Origin of the sequence: Pseudomonas putida (assembly GCF_016406145.1) — a bacterium.
Taxonomy (GTDB): domain Bacteria; phylum Pseudomonadota; class Gammaproteobacteria; order Pseudomonadales; family Pseudomonadaceae; genus Aquipseudomonas; species Aquipseudomonas putida_E.
The window spans coordinates 3,752,275-3,772,312 of the sequence record NZ_CP066306.1 but is presented as its reverse complement, the minus strand read 5'-3'; the positions used below and the strand labels follow the sequence as shown (position 1 = coordinate 3,772,312).

Here is a 20,038-nt window from a genome sequence, read left to right as displayed (position 1 = left end):
CCTCCACTGAAAGGAATTCTGAATGATCAAAGCTACCTGGCTGACCACACTCACCGCCGCCGCGCTGGCGCCGCTGCTCGCGCACGCCGCCGCCGAGGAGCGCTTCCCCAGCGAGGAGGGGCAGGTAACCGTCAGCACCGTGGCCGACGGCTTGCGCAACCCGTGGGCGCTGGCGTTCTTGCCAGGCGGCAAGGAAATGCTGGTGACTGAACGCACCGGTAACCTGCGTGTGGTCAATGCCGAAGGCAAGGTTGGCCCCCCCATAAGCGGGGTTCCCAAGGTCTGGGCCGAGGGCCAGGGCGGCCTGCTCGACGTGGTGTTGTCACCCGAGTTTGCCCAGGATCGTACCGTTTACCTGTCTTATGCCGAAGAGGGTAGTGATGGCAAAGCCGGTACTGCCGTTGGCCGTGGCCAACTGTCCGAAGATCGCGCACGCTTGGAAAACTTCGACGTGATCTTCCGCCAGCAACCGAAGCTCTCGGTGGGCAACCACTTTGGCTCGCGCTTGGTGTTCGATCGCAACGGCTACCTGTTTATTGCGCTGGGCGAGAACAACCAGCGCCCCACGGCGCAGGACCTGGATAAGCTACAGGGAAAAATTGTGCGCATCCTGCCCGACGGTGAAGTGCCCAAAGACAACCCCTTCGTCGGTAAAGACGCTGTACGCCCTGAAATATGGTCGTTAGGCCATCGCAACCAACAGGGGGCGGCGCTTAACCCCTGGACCGGCAAGCTCTGGACACACGAACATGGCCCCCGTGGCGGTGACGAGATCAATATTCCGCAGGCTGGGAAGAATTACGGTTGGCCGATCGCCACCCATGGCATCAACTACTCGCTGATGCCGATCCCTGAGGCCAAGGGCGACCATGTCGACGGTATGGTCGATCCGCATCACGTTTGGGAAAAGTCGCCAGGCATCAGCGGCATGGCTTTTTATGACAGCCCCACGTTCAAGGCCTGGGACCACAACCTGTTCATCGGCGCGCTGGCTACCCAAGAGCTGATTCGCTTGCAGCTCGATGGCGACAAGATCGTCCATGAAGAGCGCTTGCTAGGGGATTTGAAGGCGCGAATCCGCGATGTGCGGGTTGGGCCGGATGGCTACCTGTATGTGCTCGTCGATGAAAAGGATGGGTTGTTGCTGAAAGTTGGTCTGAGCGAGGGCTGAAAGCGATGCTGAGCTTTACCGACCCTGTCGCGGGCAAGCGGTCTGGCTAAAGTGCAAGAGCGATGGTGGATGTGTGGGCGCAGTCTTGCCGACGACGGGGCCCTTTCAACATAATGCTGCATGGCATTCGACCCCAAAACGCGTTATCAACAGGCCCTTGCCGATCAAGGCTATGTCCCCGACCCGGAGCAAGCCCAGGCCGTCAATGCCTTGCAAGCCTGTTTCGAGGCCCTCGAGGGGGGTAGTCCCACTCGGGGCCTTTATCTGTGGGGGCCCGTCGGTCGCGGCAAGACCTGGCTCATGGACCTGTTCCACCGCTGCCTGAGCATTGCCGCCCGGCGTCAGCACTTCCACCATTTCATGGCATGGGTCCACCAGCGGCTGTTCCAGCTCAACGGCACTGCCGATCCGCTGCAGGCCCTTGCCCGAGAGCTGGCAGGGCAAATCCGCGTGCTGTGCTTCGATGAACTGTTTGTCAGCGACATCGCAGATGCAATCATTCTCGGCCGCCTGTTCCAGGTATTGTTCGATCATGGCGTGGTGGTGGTTGCCACCTCCAACCAGCCGCCGCATCTGCTGTACCAGGACGGTTTCAACCGCGAGCGTTTTCTGCCGGCCATAACCGCCATCGAACGGCACATGCAGGTCCTGGCGGTGGCAGGCGAGCAAGACCATCGTCTGCACCCAGGGGCGGCACACCAGCGCTACTGGGTGGCTGAAGCTGGGAGCTCAAAGGCGCTCGAGGCGGTTTTCAAGCAGCTCAGCCTCGACGACCCAGGCAGTGCGCAGCCGTTCGCAGTGGGTTCACGGCAGATCCAGGTGATCCGACGTAGCCCCCAGGCGATCTGGTGTCGCTTTGCCGACCTGTGCGAGCAGCCACTGGCAGCGATGGAATTCATGGCGCTGTGCGATCAGTTCCCGGCAATCCTGGTCGAAGGCATTCCAGCCCTGAGCGGCGAGCAGCAGGCCGGGCGTATCGCCCGAGGTACCGAGGATGGTGCCGCGCGGGTGGAGGCGGGTGATCGGCAACTGCCGGCGCTGGCTGCCAAGGATGACGCCGTACGCCGCTTCATTGCCCTGGTCGACGAATGCTACGACCGCAGGGTGGCGCTGTACCTTGAGGCGCAGGTTCCGCTTGAAGCGCTCTACACTCAAGGGTATCTGGCGTTCCCGTACCAAAGGACCCTGAGCCGGCTACGGGAGATGCAACTGCAACGCTTCGCCTGAAGGAGCCGAACCATGGAGCCGCTGTCGCATCATCTGCTGACCCAGGCCTACAACAATGGCTGGGCCAATCACCGCCTGTATAAGGCCTGTCTGCAACTGACCCAGGACGAGTTCGTCGCGCCCCGGTGCAGCTTCTTCCCATCGATCAAGGCCACCCTCAACCATTTGCTGACGGTGGACTGGTTCTACCTGCACATGCTTGAGTGCGAGCAGCGTGGCGAGGCGCCTGAGCGCGACGGTGAACGCTTCTTCGAGCCGGAGCAACCTTTTGCCACATGCACCGACCTGCACGCCGAACAGGCCCAGGCTGACCACCGGCTGATCGCCTACTGCAGTGTGCTGAGTGACGACCAGCTATCGCGCTACGTGAGCATCGTAAGGCCCGATCGTGTGCAGCGTGAACAGCGGCTGCGCTTGCTTGCCCACCTGTTCGAGCACCAGATCCATCACCGTGGGCAGGTCCATGCCATGCTCAGCGGTACAGCGGTGCGCCCGCCCCAGCTGGATGAGTTCTTCTGCGAGGAAGAGGCTGGTTTGCGGGCGCATGATTTTGCCGAGCTTGGTTGGAGCGAGGGTCGAGTCTGGAAGTGATGCCGTGCTGCAGTGGCTGGCCATTCAGTTGGGGGCCTTGCGCCGAGGCTGTCGCGGCTTGCTGGCCGTGGTCTTGGCACCGCTCGCTGCAAGCTTGCCTTTGCCCCCGTTCCTGCGCTTTTTCTTCCACGGCGCCGCCTTGCCCACCGCTGGCCCGTTTATGGTCATGCGCATGCCGCTGCAGCGCTCCACCAGCTTACCCATCCATGCCGACTGCCGCGCAACGAAGTCCTCCAGGCTCATTTCACCACTTTGCACCATGTCCAGCGCCTGCTCCCAGATTGCCGTGGTACCTGGGTCGGCGATGGCGCGTGGCACGGCGTCGATCAGGCTGAATGCGGCTGGGGTGGCCGCCAGTGCCTTGCCGTTCTTGACCAGATAGCCCCGGTCGAGCAGGCCCTGGATGATGCTGGCACGGGTCGCCTCAGTACCGATGCCGGTGGTTTCCTTGAGCTTCTGTTTCAGCCGCGGGTCGTCCACCAGCTTGGCGACGTTCTTCATGGCTTTGATCAGGTCGCCTTCGGTGAAGGGTTTGGGCGGTTGGGTCCAGAGGTCCTTCAACTGCAGGCCCTGTACGGAGCAGTCCTGACTTTCACACAATGTTGGCAGGACCTGCGCCGGCGGGGCTTCGCGACCCTTGGCCGGGGCCAGCGCTTCGGGTAATGCGCGACGCCAGCCCGGCTCCACGATCTGCTTGCCCACGGCGCGCAGGGCATGGCCTGCACAGTCGAACTCGGCCTGGGTTCGATCGTACTCGTGGTTGGGCAGGAACTGGGCCAGGTAACGGGCACGGATCAGGGTATAGACCGCCTTGTGCTTGGCAGGCAAGCGCGACGGGTCGCTGGCGGCCGCGGTAGGGATGATGCCGTGGTGCGCGGTAACTTTGGCATCGTTCCAGGCCCGCGAGCGGCGCTGCGGCTCAAGGTGCGCTTGCAACGGCGCCAGGCTGCTATCGACGCGCTGCAATGCAGTGAGGATTGCCGGCGCTTCGCTGTGCTGGCTGACGGGCAGGTAGCCGCAGTCGCTCCGTGGGTAAGTGATCAGCTTGTGGGTTTCGTACAGGGCCTGGGCAATGTCGAGGGTTTCCTGGGCGCCAAGGCCGAATTTCTTTGAGCACAATTCCTGCAGGGTGCCGAGGTCGAAGGGCAGGGGTGCTGCCTCGCGTACGCGTTCGGTGGTCACCTTGAGCACCCGTGCGGAGCGGGCGTTCCCGATGTCTGTGGCGGCCTGTTGGGCCAGCGCCTGGTTAAGGCAGCGGCCCTGGTCGTCACAGATGCCCTCCGGGGCCCGCCATTGTGCATTGAAGACCAGGCCGGCATGCTCGAGTTGCACCTCGATGGCCCAGAACGGTACCGGTACGAAATCAGCGATGCTGCGGTCGCGGTCCACCACCAGGCGCAGGGTGGGTGTTTGTACCCGGCCCACCGGTAGCACACCCTGATAGCCGGACTGGCGGCCCAACAGGGTGAAAAGCCTGCTCATGTTCATGCCTATGAGCCAGTCGGCGCGTGAGCGGCCGAGCGCCGAGTGATAGAGGTTGAAGGTGTCCTGCCCCGGCAACAGACGCGCAAGGGCCTTGCGAATCGAGGCATCGTCCAGTGCGGACAGCCACAGGCGCTGAATGGGCCCACGGTAGCGACAATGTTCGACCAGCTCGCGGGCGATCATTTCGCCTTCGCGGTCGGCATCGGTGGCGATTACCAGTTCTCGTGCTTCGCCGAGCAGGCGCTTGACGGCCTTGAACTGGCTGGCAGTCTTGGGTTTGACCAGCATCTTCCACTTTTCCGGAATGATCGGCAGGTCGGCGAGGTTCCAGCGCTTGTAACGTTCGTCGTAGCTGTCAGGCGGAGCGGTTTCCAACAGGTGGCCTATGCACCAGGTGACGCAGACGTCGGTGCCTTGCCAGCAGCCGTCGCCCTTGCGGTTGGCGCCAAGGATCTTGGCGATGTCTTTTGCCTGGGAGGGTTTTTCGCAGAGGAACAGGCGCATGGCCGGGACGCTTTATCGAGGGTGATAGGCACTAGGATGCGCAAGCGGGGGCGCAGAGGCAAGTTTTATCTGGATGGATGTACAGGTTTTTTATTGCATGGTTTACCCAAACAACGCAGTTGGCGTAGGAGCGGCCTTGCGTCGCGAAAGGGCTGCGAAGCAGCCCCGACGTTACAGACGGCGCTGCAGTAAGCCCGAGGGCCGCTGTGCGGCCCTTTCGCGACACAAGGCCGCTCCTGCAGGTTTAGCGCTAGTTTGAAGCTTCAGGCGATCTCGCGGGAGTCGCGGACCATGTCCACATGCGGGATGCCAGCTTCGAGGAATTCCTCGCTGACCACGCGAAAGCCCAGCCGCTCATAGAACGGCGTTGCATGCACCTGAGCACTCAGCATCTGCTGCTTGAGGTCACGGTTTTGCGCCTCAAGGATTACCGCATTGACCAGCGCGTCGCCAACCTTCAGCCCGCGCCAGTCCTTGAGCACCGAGATGCGCCCGATGGTGCCGTCCGCCAGCAGGCGGGCAGTGCCAATCGGGTAATCGCCTTCCAGCGCCAGAAAGTGCAGCGCGTCTTGGTCTTCGGAGTCGAACTCCAGCTCCGGCGGAATGTGCTGTTCGGCGACGAACACCGCTTCACGGATGCGACGGATATCGGCGTTGTCCTTCTGCCAGTCGGCGAGGCGCACACGAATCTTATTCATTGGCGAATCCCAAGCTTCCTTGTTTGATCAACTGCTGTACCAGCATAAGGCCATCTTCATCCTCCAGCCACTGTGCAAGGTTGTCGATGTGTAACGCGTCGGCGGCACAAACCAGCTTCAGCAGCTCGCGCAGTTTGGCGGGTAGCGGGCAGCTGCGGCCGCTGGCGAACAGCATCAGGTCGTCGCCAAGCTCCGACCAGGCCATGCGTGCGCTTGGGTTGCGGATCAGGATGGCGCCATCTTCGAGCGCTTCGATCAGCTCCTGCTCGTCCAGTTCTTCACCAACGACCTGCTCGGGGTAGCGCGGCTCGGTCATGAACTGGCCGAACCAGGTCAGCAGCAGATCCTTGTCGTTCATGTGCTTGTCGAGCAGGCCCTTCAGGCGGTCCAGAGCGTCGTGCTGGATCTGGTGCGGGTCGCTGGCAGGCTCGGCGTCAGCGTCGCTGTAGCGCTCCTCGTCCGGCAGGAATTGGCCGAGGAAGTCGGTGAAGTGGGTCAGTACTTCTGCGGCGCTAGGGGCGCGGAAGCCGACCGAGTAGGTCAGGCAGTCATCCACGGCTACGCCGTAGTGGGCCAGGCGCGGTGGCAGGTAGAGCATGTCGCCTGGCTCCAGGGTCCATTCGCCGCTCTGTTCGAATTCGGCGAGGATGCGCAGGTCGGCATGGTCCAGCAGCGGGCTGTCGCTATCGCACATCTGGCCGATCTTCCAGTTGCGCTGGCCGTGGCCTTGCAGCAGGAACACGTCGTAGTTGTCGAAGTGCGGGCCTACGCTGCCGCCAGGGGTGGCGAAGCTGATCATTACGTCGTCGATACGCCAGCTTGGCAGGAAGCGGAAGTGCTCGAGCAGTTCGGCCACTTCTGGTACGAACTGGTCGACGGCCTGAACCAGCAGCGTCCAGTCCTTCTCCGGAAGGTCGGCGAAGGTGTCCTCATTGAACGGACCGCGGCGCAGCTCCCACGGGTGGGCGCCGTGCTCGAGCACGATGCGCGACTCGACTTCCTCTTCCAGAGCCAGGCCGGCCAGCTCGTCGGGGTCGATCGGGCTTTCGAAGTCCGGGAATGCCTGGCGCACCAGCAGCGGCTTCTTCTGCCAGTAGTCGCGCATGAATTCGCGGGCCGAGATGCCGCCGAGCAGCTGAAGTGGAGTATCAGGATTCATGTTCAACCTATTGAAAAAACGTAATTTTCGTCCGGGAATAAAAACGCCCGGCGAGGCCGGGCGTTGAAGGCGACGCTCAGCTTAGATGCGTTTGGCCTGGGCTGCGGCGTTACCGATGTAGCTGGCAGGGGTCAATTGCTTGAGCTCGGCCTTGGCTTCGGCTGGCATGTCCAGGCCGTCGATGAAGGTAAGCAGTGCTTCTGGGGTGATGCCCTTGCCACGGGTCAGCTCTTTGAGCTTCTCGTAGGGGTTCTCGATGTTGAATCGGCGCATCACGGTCTGGATTGGCTCGGCGAGGACTTCCCAGCAGGCGTCCAGGTCGGCGGCGATGCGCGCGGCGTTGACTTCCAGCTTGCCGATGCCTTTCAGGCTGGCTTCATAGGCGATGACGCTATGGGCGAAGCCCACACCCAGGTTGCGCAGCACGGTGGAGTCGGTCAGGTCACGCTGCCAGCGCGAGATCGGCAGCTTGCTGGCCAGGTGCTGGAACAGTGCGTTGGCGATACCCAGATTGCCTTCGGAGTTCTCGAAGTCGATCGGGTTGACCTTGTGCGGCATGGTCGACGAGCCGATCTCGCCAGCGACGGTCTTCTGCTTGAAGTAGCCCAGCGAGATGTAGCCCCAGACGTCGCGGTCGAAGTCGATGAGGATGGTGTTGAAGCGGGCGATGGCGTCGAACAGCTCGGCGATGTAGTCGTGCGGTTCGATCTGGGTGGTGTACGGGTTGAACACCAGGCCCAGTTCGTCTTCGATGAAGGCGCGGGCGTTTTCTTCCCAGTCGATCTGCGAGTAGGCCGACAGGTGGGCGTTGTAGTTGCCCACGGCACCGTTGATCTTGCCCAGCAGCGGCACGGCGGCTACCTGAGCGATCTGGCGCTCCAGGCGGTAGACGACGTTGGCCAGCTCTTTACCCAGGGTGGTCGGCGAAGCCGGCTGGCCATGGGTGCGCGACAGCATAGGCACGTCGGCGTGTGCATGGGCCAGGGCACGGATGGCCTCAGCGATCTGACGCATCAGCGGCAGCAGCACGTCGTCGCGGCCAGCACGCAGCATCAGCGCGTGGGACAGGTTGTTGATGTCCTCGCTGGTGCAGGCGAAATGTATGAATTCGCTGACCTTGGCCAGCTCAGGCAGCTGGGCAGCCTGCTCCTTGAGGAGGTATTCGATCGCCTTGACGTCATGGTTGGTGGTGCGCTCGATTTCCTTGACGCGCTCAGCGTGTTCGAGCTTGAAGTCGGTGGCCAGGCTGTCCAGCAGGGCGTTGGCTTCGGCGGAGAACGCCGGCACTTCGCCGATCTGCGGGTGGGCGGCCAGGCGCTGCAGCCAGCGCACTTCGACCAGGGCGCGGAAACGGATCAGGCCGAATTCGCTGAAAATGGGGCGCAAGGCCTGGGTTTTGCCGGCATAACGGCCGTCTACAGGGGAAACCGCAGTGAGCGAAGAAAGCTGCATGGGGTGTTCTCGGACAGTCAGGCTTTTGGAAGGGCGCATATGATACATGAAAAATGCCTGTAGGAGCGGCCTTGCGTCGCGAAAGGGCTGCGCAGCAGCCCCGGCAATCTATGCTGGGGCGGCGATTTGGGGGCCGCTGCGCAGCCCTTTCGCGACGCAAGGCCGCTCCTACCGAGGGTTCAGCGTCGCCTTCAGGAAGGTGTGCGCATCATATCGTACAGTTCATTGAGCAACTTGCGCCGGCTGAACACCAACTGCCAGCGATGCCCGCCCAGCTGGCGCCATAGGCGTGCGGCGCGGATACCTGCCAGCAGCAGGGCGCGGATCTTCGAAGCGTTGCTGGCCTGCTGCAGGAACCGCATGTCGCCATGCACCTGAATGCGCTGGCGCAGGGTGCTCAAGGTGTCCTGATACAAGGCGCCGCTGGAGGCGATGACGTTTTCGTGAACCAGGCCGAAATGGTCGGCCTGTGACTGGATCTGCGGCAGGCGGTTGCCGATGGTGTCGAGCAGGTCGCCACGCTTGTTCAACTGGCGTTCCAGGCCGAGCATCGACAGCGCATAACGCAGCGGTTCACGCTGCAGGCTGCTGGGGTCGCGCTCCAAGGCGCCGACCAGGGCGCGATAACCGTCGCGCAGGTTGAGGTCGTCGCCACCGAACACCTCCAGGGTGTCTTTGGGGTCGCGCACCAGCAGGCTGCCCAGCATACAGCCGATATCGGCCTCGCTGGCCTGCCCGGTGCGGGCGATTCGATCGACCAGCACGGCGGCCTGAAACACCCCGCCCAGTGCAATCAATTGCTCCTGCAGTTTGTTCATGCGCGCGGGCTCCACGGCTCGGCCGTCTCAATCACACCGCCGCCCAGGCACACTTCGCCGTCGTAGAACACTACCGACTGGCCAGGGGTAACGGCGCGCTGCGGCTCGTCGAACACGGCGCGGTAGCCGCTTTCGGTCAGCGCCAGGGTGCAGCGCTGGTCGCTCTGACGGTAGCGCACCTTGGCGGTGAGCGTGCGCGGGCTGCTGAGGTCGATCGGGTTGACCCAGAAGATCTCCGAGGCGAGCAGGGCGCGGGAGAACAACCAAGGGTGTTCGTTGCCCTGGCCGACCACCAGCACATTGCGGGTCAGGTCTTTGTGCAGCACATACCACGGCTCGTCGCCGGCGTCTTTCAGGCCGCCAATACCCAAGCCCTGGCGCTGGCCAATGGTGTGGTACATCAGGCCGTGGTGGCGGCCGATGACTTCGCCTTCGGTGGTCTGTATCTCACCTGGTTGGGCCGGCAGGTACTGCTTGAGGAAGTCGCTGAAGCGGCGCTCACCGATGAAGCAGATACCGGTGGAGTCCTTTTTCTTGGCAGTGGCCAGACCGTGCTTTTCGGCGATGGCGCGAACTTCTGGCTTTTCCAGTTCGCCGACAGGGAACAGGGTGCGGGCGATTTCCTTGCCGCCGACGGCATGCAGGAAGTAGCTCTGGTCCTTGTTCGGGTCCAGGCCCTTGAGCAGCTCGGTGACCGCGCCGGTGTCGCGGCGGCGCACGTAATGGCCGGTGGCGATCAGGTCAGCCCCCAGCGACAGCGCGTAGTCGAGGAAAGCTTTGAACTTGATTTCGCGGTTGCAGAGGATGTCCGGGTTGGGTGTGCGGCCGGCCTTGTATTCTTCGAGGAAGTGCTCGAAGACGTTGTCCCAGTATTCGGCGGCAAAGTTGGCGGTGTGCAGTTTGATGCCGATGCGGTCGCACACAGCCTGGGCGTCGGCCAAGTCTTCACGGGCAGTGCAGTATTCGGTGCCGTCGTCTTCTTCCCAGTTCTTCATGAACAGACCTTCCACCTGATAGCCCTGCTCCATGAGCAGAAGGGCGGAGACGGAAGAGTCCACGCCGCCGGACATGCCGACGATGACGCGGGTCTTGGCGGGGTCTTTGAGTGCTGGGCTGGTCATGGCTACCGATGTGTATCAAGGGGGAAAAGCGCCGATTCTATCAAACCCGAGGCTGCGCGTCAGTCGCGCAGCAAGTCAAGGCTGTGCAACGGGCCTGCAAGGTAGTCATCCAGGCAGCGTGGCACCAGCTCGCTGCGCCAGCGGTCGGGGGCGGCCAACAGTTCCTCGCGGGTGAGCCAGACCGCACGGACGATGTCGCTGTCCAGGGCGAGGTCGGCGTGGTGGCGCACGGGGCGTGCGGCAAAGCAGATGCGCTGGTAGGTCACGCCGTTGCTCGGTGCGGTGTACAGGTAGATGCCGACCACGCCCGTAAGCTCGACTTCCCAGGCGGTTTCTTCCAGCGTTTCGCGCAGGGCGGCCTGGGGCAGGGTTTCGTTGGCCTCCAGGTGGCCGGCGGGCTGGTTGAACACGTGCTGGCCGGCTTTGAACTCTTCGACGAAGAGGAATTTGCCTGCGTGCTCGACGATGGTGGCGACGGTGATGTGGGGTTGCCAGGACATGGGCATTTCCTATGGTTGGCGCGGGCCGCTCCTACACAGCTGGCGCGTCTGTGCTTCAGAAAGCACAAACCCCGGTGCGTGGCCGGGGTTTGTGCTGTTACCTCAAGCGAGCCTTACAGGGCGGCAATGGCGCTGTTCAGGGTCTGGCTTGGGCGCATTACCTTGGCGGTCAGCTCGGCATCCGGCGCGTAGTAGCCACCGATGTCGGCCGGCTTGCCCTGCACGGCGTTGAGCTCGGCGACGATGGTCGCTTCGTTCTCGGCCAGGGTTTTTGCCAGCGGTGCGAAGCGCGCCTGCAGGGCGGCGTCGTCAGTCTGGGCGGCCAGCGCTTCTGCCCAGTACAGGGTCAGGTAGAAGTGGCTGCCGCGGTTGTCGATACCGCCGACTTTGCGCGAAGGCGACTTGTTGGTGTCTAGGAACTTGCCGGTGGCCTGGTCCAGGGTGTTGGCCAGGACCTTGGCGCGCGGGTTGTCGTAGGTGTTGCCCAGGTGCTCCAGGGAAGCGGCCAGGGCCAGGAATTCACCCAGCGAGTCCCAACGCAGGAAGTTTTCTTCAACCAGTTGCTGCACGTGCTTGGGTGCCGAACCGCCAGCGCCGGTTTCGAACAGGCCGCCGCCGTTCATCAGCGGCACGATCGACAGCATCTTGGCGCTGGTGCCCAGTTCCATGATCGGGAACAGGTCGGTCAGGTAGTCGCGCAGCACGTTGCCGGTCACCGAGATGGTGTCCTTGCCTTCGCGGATGCGGGCGAGCGAGAACTTGATGGCGTCGACCGGTGCCAAAACACGGATGTCCAGGCCGGCAGTGTCGTGATCCTTCAGGTACTTCTGCACCTTCTCGATCATCACGCCGTCGTGGGCGCGCGCCGGGTCCAGCCAGAACACTGCCGGGGTGTTGCTCAGGCGGGCGCGATTGACGGCCAGCTTGACCCAGTCCTGGATCGGGGCGTCTTTGGTCTGGCACATGCGGAAGATGTCACCGGCTTCGACGCTCTGCTCCAGAACGACCTTGCCCTTGCCATCGACCACGCGCACGACACCGTCGGCCTTGACCTGGAAAGTCTTGTCGTGGGAGCCGTACTCTTCGGCCTTCTGTGCCATCAGGCCTACGTTCGGTACGCTGCCCATGGTGGTCGGGTCGAACGCGCCGTTGGCCTTGCAGTCTTCAATGGTGGCTTGGTAGATGCCGGCGTAGCAGCGGTCCGGGATGATCGCCTTGGCATCCTGCAGCTCGCCAGCGGTGTTCCACATCTTGCCCGAGTCACGGATCATGGCCGGCATCGAGGCGTCGACGATCACGTCGCTCGGCACGTGCAGGTTGGTGATGCCTTTGTCGGAGTTGACCATGGCCAGGGCCGGGCGCTCGGCGTACAGGGCCTGGATGTCGGCTTCGATCTCGGCCTGCTTGTCGGCTGGCAGATCCTTGATGCGGGCATACAGGTCACCGATGCCGTTGTTGGCATTGAAGCCCACTTCGGCCAGCGCGGCAGCGTGCTTGGCCAGCACTTCGCCGTAGAAGGCTTCGACGATGACGCCGAACATGATCGGGTCCGAAACCTTCATCATGGTGGCTTTCAGGTGCACCGACAGCAGCACGCCCGAGGCCTTGGCATCGGCGATCTGCTCGGCGATGAAGGCTTTCAGTGCCTTGCGGCTCATGGTTGCGCAGTCGATGATTTCGGCGGCTTTGACGGCGGTCTTTTCTTTCAGCACGGTGGTGCTGCCGTCTTTGGCGACCAGCTCGATGCGCAGGCTGTCGTCAGCCTCGATCAGTGCGGCCTTTTCGCTGCCGTAGAAGTCGCCTTGGGTCATGTGGGCAACGTGCGACTTGGAGTCGGCGGCCCAGGCACCCATCTTGTGCGGGTGCTTGCGCGCGTAGTTCTTGACCGACAGCGGTGCGCGGCGGTCGGAGTTGCCTTCGCGCAGTACCGGGTTCACGGCGCTGCCCTTGATGCGGTCGTAACGCGCGCGGGATTCTTTTTCTTCCGCGGTGGCCGGTTCGTCGGCGTAGTCCGGGATGTTGAAGCCCTTGCCTTGCAGTTCCTTGATCGCGGCCTTGAGCTGCGGTACCGAGGCGCTGATGTTCGGCAGCTTGATGATGTTGGCTTCAGGTGTGGTAGCCAGCTGGCCCAGTTCCGCCAGGTGATCGCCTACCTGCTTCTCGGTGCCCAGTTGCTCCGGGAATGCCGCGAGGATGCGGCCAGCCAGGGAAATGTCGCGAGTTTCGACGGCGATGTCAGCCGAAGCGGTGAAAGCTTCGACGATCGGCAGCAGCGAGTAGGTGGCGAGGGCGGGGGCTTCGTCGGTGAAGGTATAGATGATCTTGGAACGGGTGGGCATGCGGGTTAACTCTCTATGTGCTGAGCGTACTCGAGTCTCGAGGTGCGCAGGGTAGGCGCTTCGCCCTGGCGACGCCATGAGCGGAAAGTCGAGAGGCTGCGAGCGGTGATGGTGGATGCATCAGTCGAGCGTCAAGTGCTGAACTGCGGTAACAGCTCAGGCTTTTTGGCCAGTTACTGGCCGAGGGCGAGCCGCATTTTCCTGGGATTCGCCCCGATGACCCTTCGGTCGCGGCGCAGTATATCAAACCAATCGGGCTATTCAGCAAGGCGAAGTGACATCGGCGCCATTTATAAGACCAAAGACGTAGCGGCAATGTGGTGTGATGTCGCAGCGCTTGCAGGTCGGCAGATGTGGTTTAGGCTCAGTGGGATCGCATGATGTCCAATCACACCCGAAAGCGGAGTAGTGCAAGCATGGGATACCAGAAAATCAAGGTTCCGACCGACGGCGCCAAGATCACCGTCAATGCAGACCATTCGCTCAATGTGCCCGACAACCCCATCATTCCCTATATCGAAGGCGACGGCATTGGTGTCGATGTCTCACCGGTAATGATCAAAGTGGTGGATGCTGCCGTGCAGAAAGCGTACGGCGGCAAGCGCAAGATCGCCTGGATGGAGGTGTATGCAGGGGAGAAGGCCACCCAGGTTTATGACCAGGACACTTGGTTGCCCCAGGAGACCCTGGATGCGGTGCGCGACTACGTCGTATCGATCAAGGGGCCGCTTACCACCCCGGTCGGCGGGGGCATCCGTTCATTGAACGTGGCACTGCGCCAGCAACTTGACCTCTATGTGTGTCTGCGGCCAGTGCTGTGGTTCGAGGGCGTGCCCAGCCCGGTCAAGAAGCCCGGCGATGTCGACATGGTGATTTTCCGCGAGAATTCCGAGGACATCTACGCCGGCATCGAATGGAAAGCCGGCTCGCCCGAGGCGAACAAGGTTATCAAGTTCCTCAAAGAGGAAATGGGCGTCACCAAGATCCGTTTCGACCAGGACTGCGGCATCGGCGTCAAGCCGGTTTCCCGAGAGGGAACCAAGCGCCTGGTACGCAAGGCCCTGCAATACGTGGTGGACAACGACCGTGAGTCGCTGACCCTGGTGCACAAGGGCAACATCATGAAGTTCACCGAAGGTGCCTTCAAAGACTGGGGTTACGAGGTGGCCAAGGATGAGTTTGGCGCCGAGCTGCTCGATGGTGGCCCATGGATGAAGTTCAAGAACCCTAAGACCGGCCGCGAGGTGATCGTCAAGGACGCCATTGCCGACGCCATGCTTCAGCAGATCCTGCTGCGCCCGGCTGAGTATGATGTGATTGCCACCCTCAACCTCAACGGCGACTACCTGTCCGATGCGCTGGCGGCGGAAGTGGGTGGGATCGGTATCGCGCCAGGCGCCAACCTGTCCGACACCGTGGCCATGTTCGAGGCCACCCACGGCACTGCGCCCAAGTATGCCGGCCAGGATAAGGTCAACCCGGGCTCGGTGATCCTCTCGGCAGAGATGATGCTGCGCCACATGGGCTGGACCGAAGCGGCCGACCTGATCATCAAAGGCACCAATGGCGCGATCGGGGCCAAAACGGTTACCTACGACTTCGAGCGGCTGATGGAAGGCGCGAAGCTGGTGGGTAGCTCAGGCTTCGGGGACGAAATGATCAAGCATATGTGAAACAATTGAAAACCGGCCGCCCCCTGTTAAGTGGGGTGGCCGGTTTTTTCGTATGCCGACGCAAAGCAGGGATCAGGCTTCAGCGGTCGATGATTGCGAGGCCCCCGTTGAGGTGCTGGCAATAGCGTTGGCGATTTCGGTCGCATGCAGGCCCTTGGGGCCCTGAACGATCTCGAAAGTCACGGCTTGTCCGGCCTTGAGGGTTTTGTAACCGTCCATCTTGATCGCCGAATAATGGGCGAACAGGTCGTCGGTTTTGCCGTCTTCATTGATGAATCCGTAGCCCTTGGCATTGTTGAACCACTTGACTTTACCGCTTGCCATCCCTATGTCCCTCTGCAAAGGACTCCATCACTGGAGTATCATCCACTTCATCCGCATACGAACCTTGCGAAAAATCTGGTTGACTGCGCGGATCTTTATCGACCACGGTGGGTTCTTATTGGTTGTAACACCGTTTTGCCGATAGTCAAGGTCGCCCCGTCTTTGCGCGGGCTGCGGCTTGAGCGGTCAACTCACAACCTTAACCTGTCGATCATGATGAAATTCTTTCCATGCATGCACGTAGCGAGATTCGACTAACATTCAATCAGGATCGCCCGCAATCGAATGAGGACGACGGCTCAGGGCTTGCGGTACAGGAAGCCAAGCCGATCCTGCAGGCGCCACCGATGTACAAGGTGGTTTTGTTCAACGATGACTACACGCCGATGGATTTCGTCGTCGAAGTGCTCGAAACGTTCTTCAGTCTGAACCGCGAGCTGGCGACCAAGATCATGCTGACCGTCCATACCGAAGGGCGGGCAGTGTGCGGATTGTTTACCCGGGACATCGCCGAAACAAAGGCCATGCAGGTCAACCAATACGCCAGGGAAAGCCAGCATCCGCTACTCTGTGAAATCGAGAAGGACGGTTAATCGCCGACCACTTGGGTATGAGGTGAAGCTATGTTAAACCGCGAGCTCGAAGTCACCCTCAATCTTGCCTTCAAGGAGGCTCGTTCGAAGCGTCATGAGTTCATGACCGTCGAGCATCTGCTGCTGGCACTCCTTGACAATGAGGCTGCTGCGACCGTTCTGCGCGCCTGTGGCGCCAATCTCGACAAACTCAAGCACGACCTGCAAGAGTTCATCGATTCCACCACTCCCCTGATTCCCGTCAACGACGAGGATCGCGAAACCCAGCCGACCCTGGGCTTCCAGCGTGTGCTGCAGCGTGCCGTGTTCCACGTGCAAAGCTCCGGCAAGCGCGAAGTCACCGGTGCCAATGTGCTGGTGGCGATCTTCAGCGAACAGGAAAGCCAGGCCGTGTTCCTGCTCAAGCAGCAGAGCGTGGCCCGTATCGACGTGGTCAACTACATTGCCCACGGCATTTCCAAGGTGCCGGGCCACGGCTCACAGAGCGACAGCGACCAGGAAATGCAGGACGAGGAGGGCGGCGAGACGTCGTCCTCGAGCAACCCGCTGGATGCTTACGCCAGCAACCTGAATGAACTGGCCCGCGCTGGGCGGATCGACCCGCTGGTAGGTCGCGAGCAGGAAGTCGAGCGCGTGGCGCAGATCCTTGCCCGTCGACGCAAGAACAACCCGCTGCTGGTCGGTGAGGCAGGGGTGGGCAAGACTGCCATCGCCGAAGGCCTGGCCAAGCGCATCGTCGATGGTCAGGTGCCCGACCTGCTGTCGCAGAGCGTGGTGTATTCGCTCGACCTTGGCGCACTGCTGGCGGGTACCAAGTACCGCGGCGACTTCGAGAAGCGCTTCAAGGCGTTGCTCGGTGAGTTGCGCAAACGCCCACAGGCCATCCTGTTCATTGACGAAATCCACACCATCATTGGTGCCGGTGCTGCGTCGGGCGGCGTGATGGACGCGTCCAACCTGCTCAAGCCGCTGCTGTCTTCCGGCGAGATCCGCTGCATTGGTTCGACGACCTTCCAAGAGTTTCGCGGCATCTTCGAGAAGGACCGTGCCTTGGCACGGCGCTTCCAGAAGGTGGATGTCAGCGAGCCGTCCGTCGAGGACACTGTGGGCATTCTGCGCGGCCTCAAAGGGCGCTTTGAAAGCCATCACAACATCGAGTACAGCGACGAAGCCCTGCGCGCCGCCGCTGAGCTGGCATCACGCTACATCAACGACCGCCACATGCCGGACAAGGCGATCGACGTGATCGACGAGGCTGGTGCTTATCAGCGCCTGCAGCCTGAGGCGAATCGGGTCAAGCGTATCGATGTGCCGCAAGTCGAGGACATCGTGGCCAAGATCGCGCGGATTCCGCCGAAGCACGTCACCAGCTCCGACAAGGAGCTGCTGCGTAACCTGGAGCGTGACCTGAAACTGACCGTATTCGGTCAGGATCAGGCGATCGATTCGCTGGCCACCGCAATCAAGCTGTCCCGTGCAGGCCTCAAGGCACCCGACAAGCCGGTCGGTTCGTTCTTGTTCGCCGGCCCTACCGGGGTGGGCAAGACCGAAGCGGCGCGCCAGTTGGCCAAGGCGCTGGGCGTTGAGCTGGTGCGCTTCGACATGTCCGAGTACATGGAGCGGCACACTGTGTCGCGCCTGATCGGTGCTCCTCCAGGGTATGTCGGGTTCGACCAGGGTGGTCTGCTGACCGAGGCGATCACCAAGCAGCCGCATTGCGTATTGCTGCTCGATGAGATCGAGAAGGCTCACCCGGAAGTCTTCAACCTGCTGCTGCAGGTGATGGACCACGGTACCCTTACCGACAACAACGGGCGCAAAGCGGACTTCCGCAACGTGATCCTGATCATGACCACCAATGCCGGTGCTGAAACTGCGGCACGCGCTTCCATCGGGTTCACCCATCAGGACCATGCGTCCGATGCGATGGAGGTCATTCGCAAGAGCTTCACGCCAGAGTTCCGCAACCGTCTGGACACCATCATCCAGTTCGGCCGCCTGAGTCACGAGACGATCAAGAGCATCGTCGACAAGTTCCTCATCGAACTTCAGGCGCAGCTGGAAGACAAGCGTGTGCTGCTTGAAGTCAGCGATGCCGCCCGCGGCTGGCTGGCGGCCTCTGGCTACGACGTGCAGATGGGGGCGCGGCCAATGGCGCGGCTTATCCAGGACAAGATCAAGCGGCCGCTGGCCGAGGAGATCCTGTTTGGCGAGTTGGCCGAGCATGGCGGTGTGGTGCACATCGACCTGCGCGATGGCGAGTTGGTGTTCGACTTCGAGACCACGGCAGAAGTGGCGTGATGCAAGGGGCCGCTTTGCGGCCCCAAGCAATTTTGAAGGCACAAAAAAGCCCGGCACATGGCCGGGCTTTTTCATGGCTGGAGCTTAGCGCGCACGGTAGGTGATGCGGCCCTTGCTCAGGTCATAAGGCGTCAGCTCGACGCGGACCTTGTCGCCAGTGAGAATACGGATGTAGTTCTTGCGCATCTTTCCGGAGATGTGCGCGGTTACGACGTGCCCGTTTTCCAACTCCACGCGGAACATGGTGTTGGGCAGGGTGTCGACGACAGTACCTTCCATTTCGAAGCTGTCTTCTTTCGACATGCAGTTGAGCCCTCGGTGTCCAGTGTTGGCCCGACGCATAACCGCACCGGGCAAAAAAGTGGCGTGGATTATGCCGGAAAATAGTGTGTCAAGCCAATGCTTTCAGTTGAGAGTGACCCAACGCTGGTTGATCAGCAGTTCGATGGGACGATACTGGGTCTTGTAGTTCATCTTCTTGCAGTTCTTGATCCAGTAGCCGAGGTATACCGCTTCGAGGTCCTGGCGCAGGGCTTCGGTAATTTGCCAGAGGATGGCAAAGCGCCCCAGGCTGCGCCGTTCTTCGTCGGGCTCGTAGAACGTGTACACCGCCGACAGCCCGTTGGGCAGCAGGTCGCACACCGCCACCGCCAGCAACCGCCCGGCCAGGCGAAATTCGTAGAACCAGCAGAACGGCAAGTCGCGCACCAGAAAGGTGGAAAACTGATCGCGGCTTGGCGGGTACATGTCGCCATCGGCATGGCGGGTTTCGATGTAACGCCGGTACAGGTCGAAATATTCTTCCTTGAAGGCCGGCCGTGCAGCCGTTACGGTGAGGTCAGCATTGCGCTTGAGAATGCGCCGCTGCTGGCGGTTGGGAATGAAGCGCGCGGCCGGGATGCGGGCCGGTACGCAGGCATTGCAATTCTGGCAATGTGGGCGGTACAGGTGGTCGCCACTGCGCCGAAAGCCCATCTCCGAGAGGTCGGCATACACATGCACGTCCATCGGCTGGCTGGGGTCGAGGAACAGGGTGGTCGCCTGCTCGTCCGGCAGATAGCTGCAGGAGTGGGGCTGAGTGGCATAGAACTTCAACCGCGCCAACTCTGTCATGATTGACCCCTTCGGTGAGACTTTGCTTTAAGTGTAAGCCAGCTCTTGGAACTCGCCTAGCTGCGCCAGCTGGCACTGTTTGGCTGGTCGAGGTGGTGGGCCAGGTAGTCAGCGAAACTGGCGCGGCTGATGGCGCGGGCGCCCAGGCTGTGCAGATGGTCGGTCGGCATCTGGCAGTCGATCAGCACAAAGCCCGCCTCTTGCAGATGCTTGACCAGGGTCACGAAGCCGACCTTGGAAGCATTGTCGGCGCGGCTGAACATCGACTCGCCGAAAAACAACCGCCCCATGGCCAGGCCGTACAGGCCGCCCACCAGTTCGCCGTTGTGGCGCACCTCCACCGAGTGGGCGATACCGCGCCGGTGCAGCTCGCAGTAGGCGTTGCGCATGGTGTCGGTGATCCAGGTGCCGTCCGCGTAGTCGCGCGGTGCCGCGCAGGCGTCGATCACAGCTGGGAAGTCGGTGTCGAAGCTGACCTGATAGCGCCCCTGGCGTAACAGCTTGGCCAGCGAGCGCGAGACATGCAGCTCGTTCGGGAAAAGAACGGTGCGAGGGTCGGGCGACCACCAGAGGATGGGTTGGCCGTCCTGGTACCACGGGAAGCAGCCATGGCGATAGGCCTGCACCAGGCGCTCGGGGCTCAGGTCGCCACCAGCGGCGAGCAGGCCGTTAGGGTCTTGCAGGGCCTTTTCCAGGGGGGGGAAGGTCAGCGAGTCGCGAGTCAGCCAGGTGAGCATGGTCTATCGTGCGGTGGGGGAGGGGAGGGGCAGCATGGCAAGGAGGGCGCTTTGGGTCAATGCTGGCCCATGTGGGACCAGGCCTGCCTGCGTGTGCGTTCAGTCAGGCGATGTGGTCGGCAATTTCCTACACATTCGTGAGGCTGCAGGCACCATCTGGCACATTTGCTGTCACACCTGTGCAAAAACACAGCATAAGCCTTTGTCACAAAAGAAAATGCATGCTCAAATT

18 protein-coding genes are annotated in these 20,038 nt (G+C 61.8%); 6 read left to right on the top strand and 12 right to left on the bottom strand.

Annotated features, from left to right (window positions below):
• The first annotated feature begins 22 nt into the window (after positions 1 to 22).
• The 3 genes from JET17_RS17370 to JET17_RS17360 all read left to right on the top strand — a co-directional run bounded on the left by JET17_RS17370 (position 23) and on the right by JET17_RS17360 (position 2,989).
• Positions 23 to 1,171: a PQQ-dependent sugar dehydrogenase gene (locus JET17_RS17370; RefSeq protein ID WP_012315264.1), complete on the top strand. Its 1,149-nt coding sequence runs from the start codon at positions 23 to 25 to the stop codon at positions 1,169 to 1,171.
• A gap of 120 nt (positions 1,172 to 1,291) precedes the next feature.
• Positions 1,292 to 2,398, top strand: coding sequence for a cell division protein ZapE (gene zapE / locus JET17_RS17365; RefSeq protein WP_012315263.1), 1,107 nt, complete (start codon positions 1,292 to 1,294; stop codon positions 2,396 to 2,398).
• A gap of 12 nt (positions 2,399 to 2,410) precedes the next feature.
• The gene (locus tag JET17_RS17360) at positions 2,411 to 2,989 is read left to right on the top strand and encodes a DinB family protein (protein WP_012315262.1); all 579 of its coding nucleotides are present in this window, start codon (positions 2,411 to 2,413) and stop codon (positions 2,987 to 2,989) included.
• A gap of 24 nt (positions 2,990 to 3,013) precedes the next feature.
• Here the strand turns inward: JET17_RS17360 and JET17_RS17355 are convergent, their stop codons facing one another.
• The 8 genes from JET17_RS17355 to JET17_RS17320 all read right to left on the bottom strand — a co-directional run bounded on the left by JET17_RS17355 (position 3,014) and on the right by JET17_RS17320 (position 13,065).
• Positions 3,014 to 4,978, bottom strand: coding sequence for a DNA topoisomerase III (locus tag JET17_RS17355; protein ID WP_012315261.1), 1,965 nt, complete (start codon positions 4,976 to 4,978; stop codon positions 3,014 to 3,016).
• 263 nt (positions 4,979 to 5,241) lie between these two features.
• On the bottom strand, positions 5,242 to 5,676 hold the full coding sequence (locus JET17_RS17350; protein WP_012315260.1) for a GNAT family N-acetyltransferase: 435 nt from the start codon (positions 5,674 to 5,676) through the stop codon (positions 5,242 to 5,244).
• Positions 5,669 to 6,835: a cupin domain-containing protein gene (locus JET17_RS17345; protein WP_012315259.1), complete on the bottom strand. Its 1,167-nt coding sequence runs from the start codon at positions 6,833 to 6,835 to the stop codon at positions 5,669 to 5,671. Before JET17_RS17345 ends, JET17_RS17350 begins: the two co-directional genes overlap by 8 nt.
• Before the next feature lie 81 nt (positions 6,836 to 6,916).
• Positions 6,917 to 8,287 carry an adenylosuccinate lyase gene (gene purB, locus JET17_RS17340; RefSeq protein WP_042111580.1) on the bottom strand — a complete coding sequence of 457 codons (1,371 nt, stop codon included), beginning with the start codon at positions 8,285 to 8,287 and terminating at the stop codon, positions 6,917 to 6,919.
• Positions 8,288 to 8,478: 191 nt separating this feature from the next.
• Complete coding sequence (hflD, locus tag JET17_RS17335) at positions 8,479 to 9,105, bottom strand: high frequency lysogenization protein HflD (RefSeq protein WP_012315257.1); 627 nt, start codon at positions 9,103 to 9,105, stop codon at positions 8,479 to 8,481.
• Complete coding sequence (gene mnmA, locus JET17_RS17330) at positions 9,102 to 10,226, bottom strand: tRNA 2-thiouridine(34) synthase MnmA (protein ID WP_012315256.1); 1,125 nt, start codon at positions 10,224 to 10,226, stop codon at positions 9,102 to 9,104. The genes hflD and mnmA overlap by 4 nt, the downstream gene beginning before the upstream one ends.
• A 59-nt stretch (positions 10,227 to 10,285) precedes the next feature.
• On the bottom strand, positions 10,286 to 10,726 hold the full coding sequence (locus JET17_RS17325; protein ID WP_012315255.1) for an NUDIX hydrolase: 441 nt from the start codon (positions 10,724 to 10,726) through the stop codon (positions 10,286 to 10,288).
• Between the two features lie 113 nt (positions 10,727 to 10,839).
• Entirely contained in the window at positions 10,840 to 13,065 is a 2,226-nt protein-coding gene (locus JET17_RS17320; RefSeq protein ID WP_012315254.1) for an NADP-dependent isocitrate dehydrogenase, read from the bottom strand.
• Between the two features lie 416 nt (positions 13,066 to 13,481).
• Between JET17_RS17320 and icd the strand changes: the two genes are divergently transcribed.
• On the top strand, positions 13,482 to 14,738 hold the full coding sequence (icd, locus tag JET17_RS17315; protein WP_012315253.1) for an NADP-dependent isocitrate dehydrogenase: 1,257 nt from the start codon (positions 13,482 to 13,484) through the stop codon (positions 14,736 to 14,738).
• A 72-nt stretch (positions 14,739 to 14,810) separates the two neighbouring features.
• Here icd and cspD read toward each other — a convergent pair whose 3' ends face one another.
• Positions 14,811 to 15,062 (bottom strand): cold shock domain-containing protein CspD, encoded by a 252-nt coding sequence (gene cspD, locus JET17_RS17310; RefSeq protein WP_012315252.1) that lies wholly within the window; start codon positions 15,060 to 15,062, stop codon positions 14,811 to 14,813.
• Positions 15,063 to 15,292: 230 nt separating this feature from the next.
• Here cspD and clpS point away from each other — a divergent pair, with 230 nt between their 5' ends.
• Together clpS and clpA are read left to right on the top strand one after the other, a co-directional pair.
• Positions 15,293 to 15,655 (top strand): ATP-dependent Clp protease adapter ClpS, encoded by a 363-nt coding sequence (gene clpS, locus JET17_RS17305; RefSeq protein WP_012315251.1) that lies wholly within the window; start codon positions 15,293 to 15,295, stop codon positions 15,653 to 15,655.
• Positions 15,656 to 15,685: 30 nt separating this feature from the next.
• A complete protein-coding gene (gene clpA / locus JET17_RS17300) occupies positions 15,686 to 17,956 on the top strand; it encodes an ATP-dependent Clp protease ATP-binding subunit ClpA (RefSeq protein WP_012315250.1) in 2,271 nt (756 codons plus the stop codon).
• An 84-nt stretch (positions 17,957 to 18,040) separates the two neighbouring features.
• Here clpA and infA read toward each other — a convergent pair whose 3' ends face one another.
• The 3 genes from infA to aat form a co-directional block, all read right to left on the bottom strand.
• On the bottom strand, positions 18,041 to 18,259 hold the full coding sequence (gene infA / locus JET17_RS17295; protein ID WP_002553999.1) for a translation initiation factor IF-1: 219 nt from the start codon (positions 18,257 to 18,259) through the stop codon (positions 18,041 to 18,043).
• A gap of 102 nt (positions 18,260 to 18,361) precedes the next feature.
• Complete coding sequence (locus JET17_RS17290) at positions 18,362 to 19,069, bottom strand: arginyltransferase (protein ID WP_008097741.1); 708 nt, start codon at positions 19,067 to 19,069, stop codon at positions 18,362 to 18,364.
• Positions 19,070 to 19,125: 56 nt separating this feature from the next.
• Positions 19,126 to 19,806: a leucyl/phenylalanyl-tRNA--protein transferase gene (gene aat, locus JET17_RS17285; RefSeq protein ID WP_012315249.1), complete on the bottom strand. Its 681-nt coding sequence runs from the start codon at positions 19,804 to 19,806 to the stop codon at positions 19,126 to 19,128.
• Positions 19,807 to 20,038: the final 232 nt, after the last annotated feature.

Coding starts and splice junctions, on each gene's coding strand:
- JET17_RS17370 (WP_012315264.1), top strand. CDS start 23: ATGATCAAAGCTACCTGGCTGACCACACTCACCGCCGCCGCGCTGGCG.
- zapE (WP_012315263.1), top strand. CDS start 1,292: ATGGCATTCGACCCCAAAACGCGTTATCAACAGGCCCTTGCCGATCAA.
- JET17_RS17360 (WP_012315262.1), top strand. CDS start 2,411: ATGGAGCCGCTGTCGCATCATCTGCTGACCCAGGCCTACAACAATGGC.
- JET17_RS17355 (WP_012315261.1), bottom strand. CDS start 4,978: ATGCGCCTGTTCCTCTGCGAAAAACCCTCCCAGGCAAAAGACATCGCC.
- JET17_RS17350 (WP_012315260.1), bottom strand. CDS start 5,676: ATGAATAAGATTCGTGTGCGCCTCGCCGACTGGCAGAAGGACAACGCC.
- JET17_RS17345 (WP_012315259.1), bottom strand. CDS start 6,835: ATGAATCCTGATACTCCACTTCAGCTGCTCGGCGGCATCTCGGCCCGC.
- purB (WP_042111580.1), bottom strand. CDS start 8,287: ATGCAGCTTTCTTCGCTCACTGCGGTTTCCCCTGTAGACGGCCGTTAT.
- hflD (WP_012315257.1), bottom strand. CDS start 9,105: ATGAACAAACTGCAGGAGCAATTGATTGCACTGGGCGGGGTGTTTCAG.
- mnmA (WP_012315256.1), bottom strand. CDS start 10,226: ATGACCAGCCCAGCACTCAAAGACCCCGCCAAGACCCGCGTCATCGTC.
- JET17_RS17325 (WP_012315255.1), bottom strand. CDS start 10,726: ATGTCCTGGCAACCCCACATCACCGTCGCCACCATCGTCGAGCACGCA.
- JET17_RS17320 (WP_012315254.1), bottom strand. CDS start 13,065: ATGCCCACCCGTTCCAAGATCATCTATACCTTCACCGACGAAGCCCCC.
- icd (WP_012315253.1), top strand. CDS start 13,482: ATGGGATACCAGAAAATCAAGGTTCCGACCGACGGCGCCAAGATCACC.
- cspD (WP_012315252.1), bottom strand. CDS start 15,062: ATGGCAAGCGGTAAAGTCAAGTGGTTCAACAATGCCAAGGGCTACGGA.
- clpS (WP_012315251.1), top strand. CDS start 15,293: ATGCATGCACGTAGCGAGATTCGACTAACATTCAATCAGGATCGCCCG.
- clpA (WP_012315250.1), top strand. CDS start 15,686: ATGTTAAACCGCGAGCTCGAAGTCACCCTCAATCTTGCCTTCAAGGAG.
- infA (WP_002553999.1), bottom strand. CDS start 18,259: ATGTCGAAAGAAGACAGCTTCGAAATGGAAGGTACTGTCGTCGACACC.
- JET17_RS17290 (WP_008097741.1), bottom strand. CDS start 19,069: ATGACAGAGTTGGCGCGGTTGAAGTTCTATGCCACTCAGCCCCACTCC.
- aat (WP_012315249.1), bottom strand. CDS start 19,806: ATGCTCACCTGGCTGACTCGCGACTCGCTGACCTTCCCCCCCCTGGAA.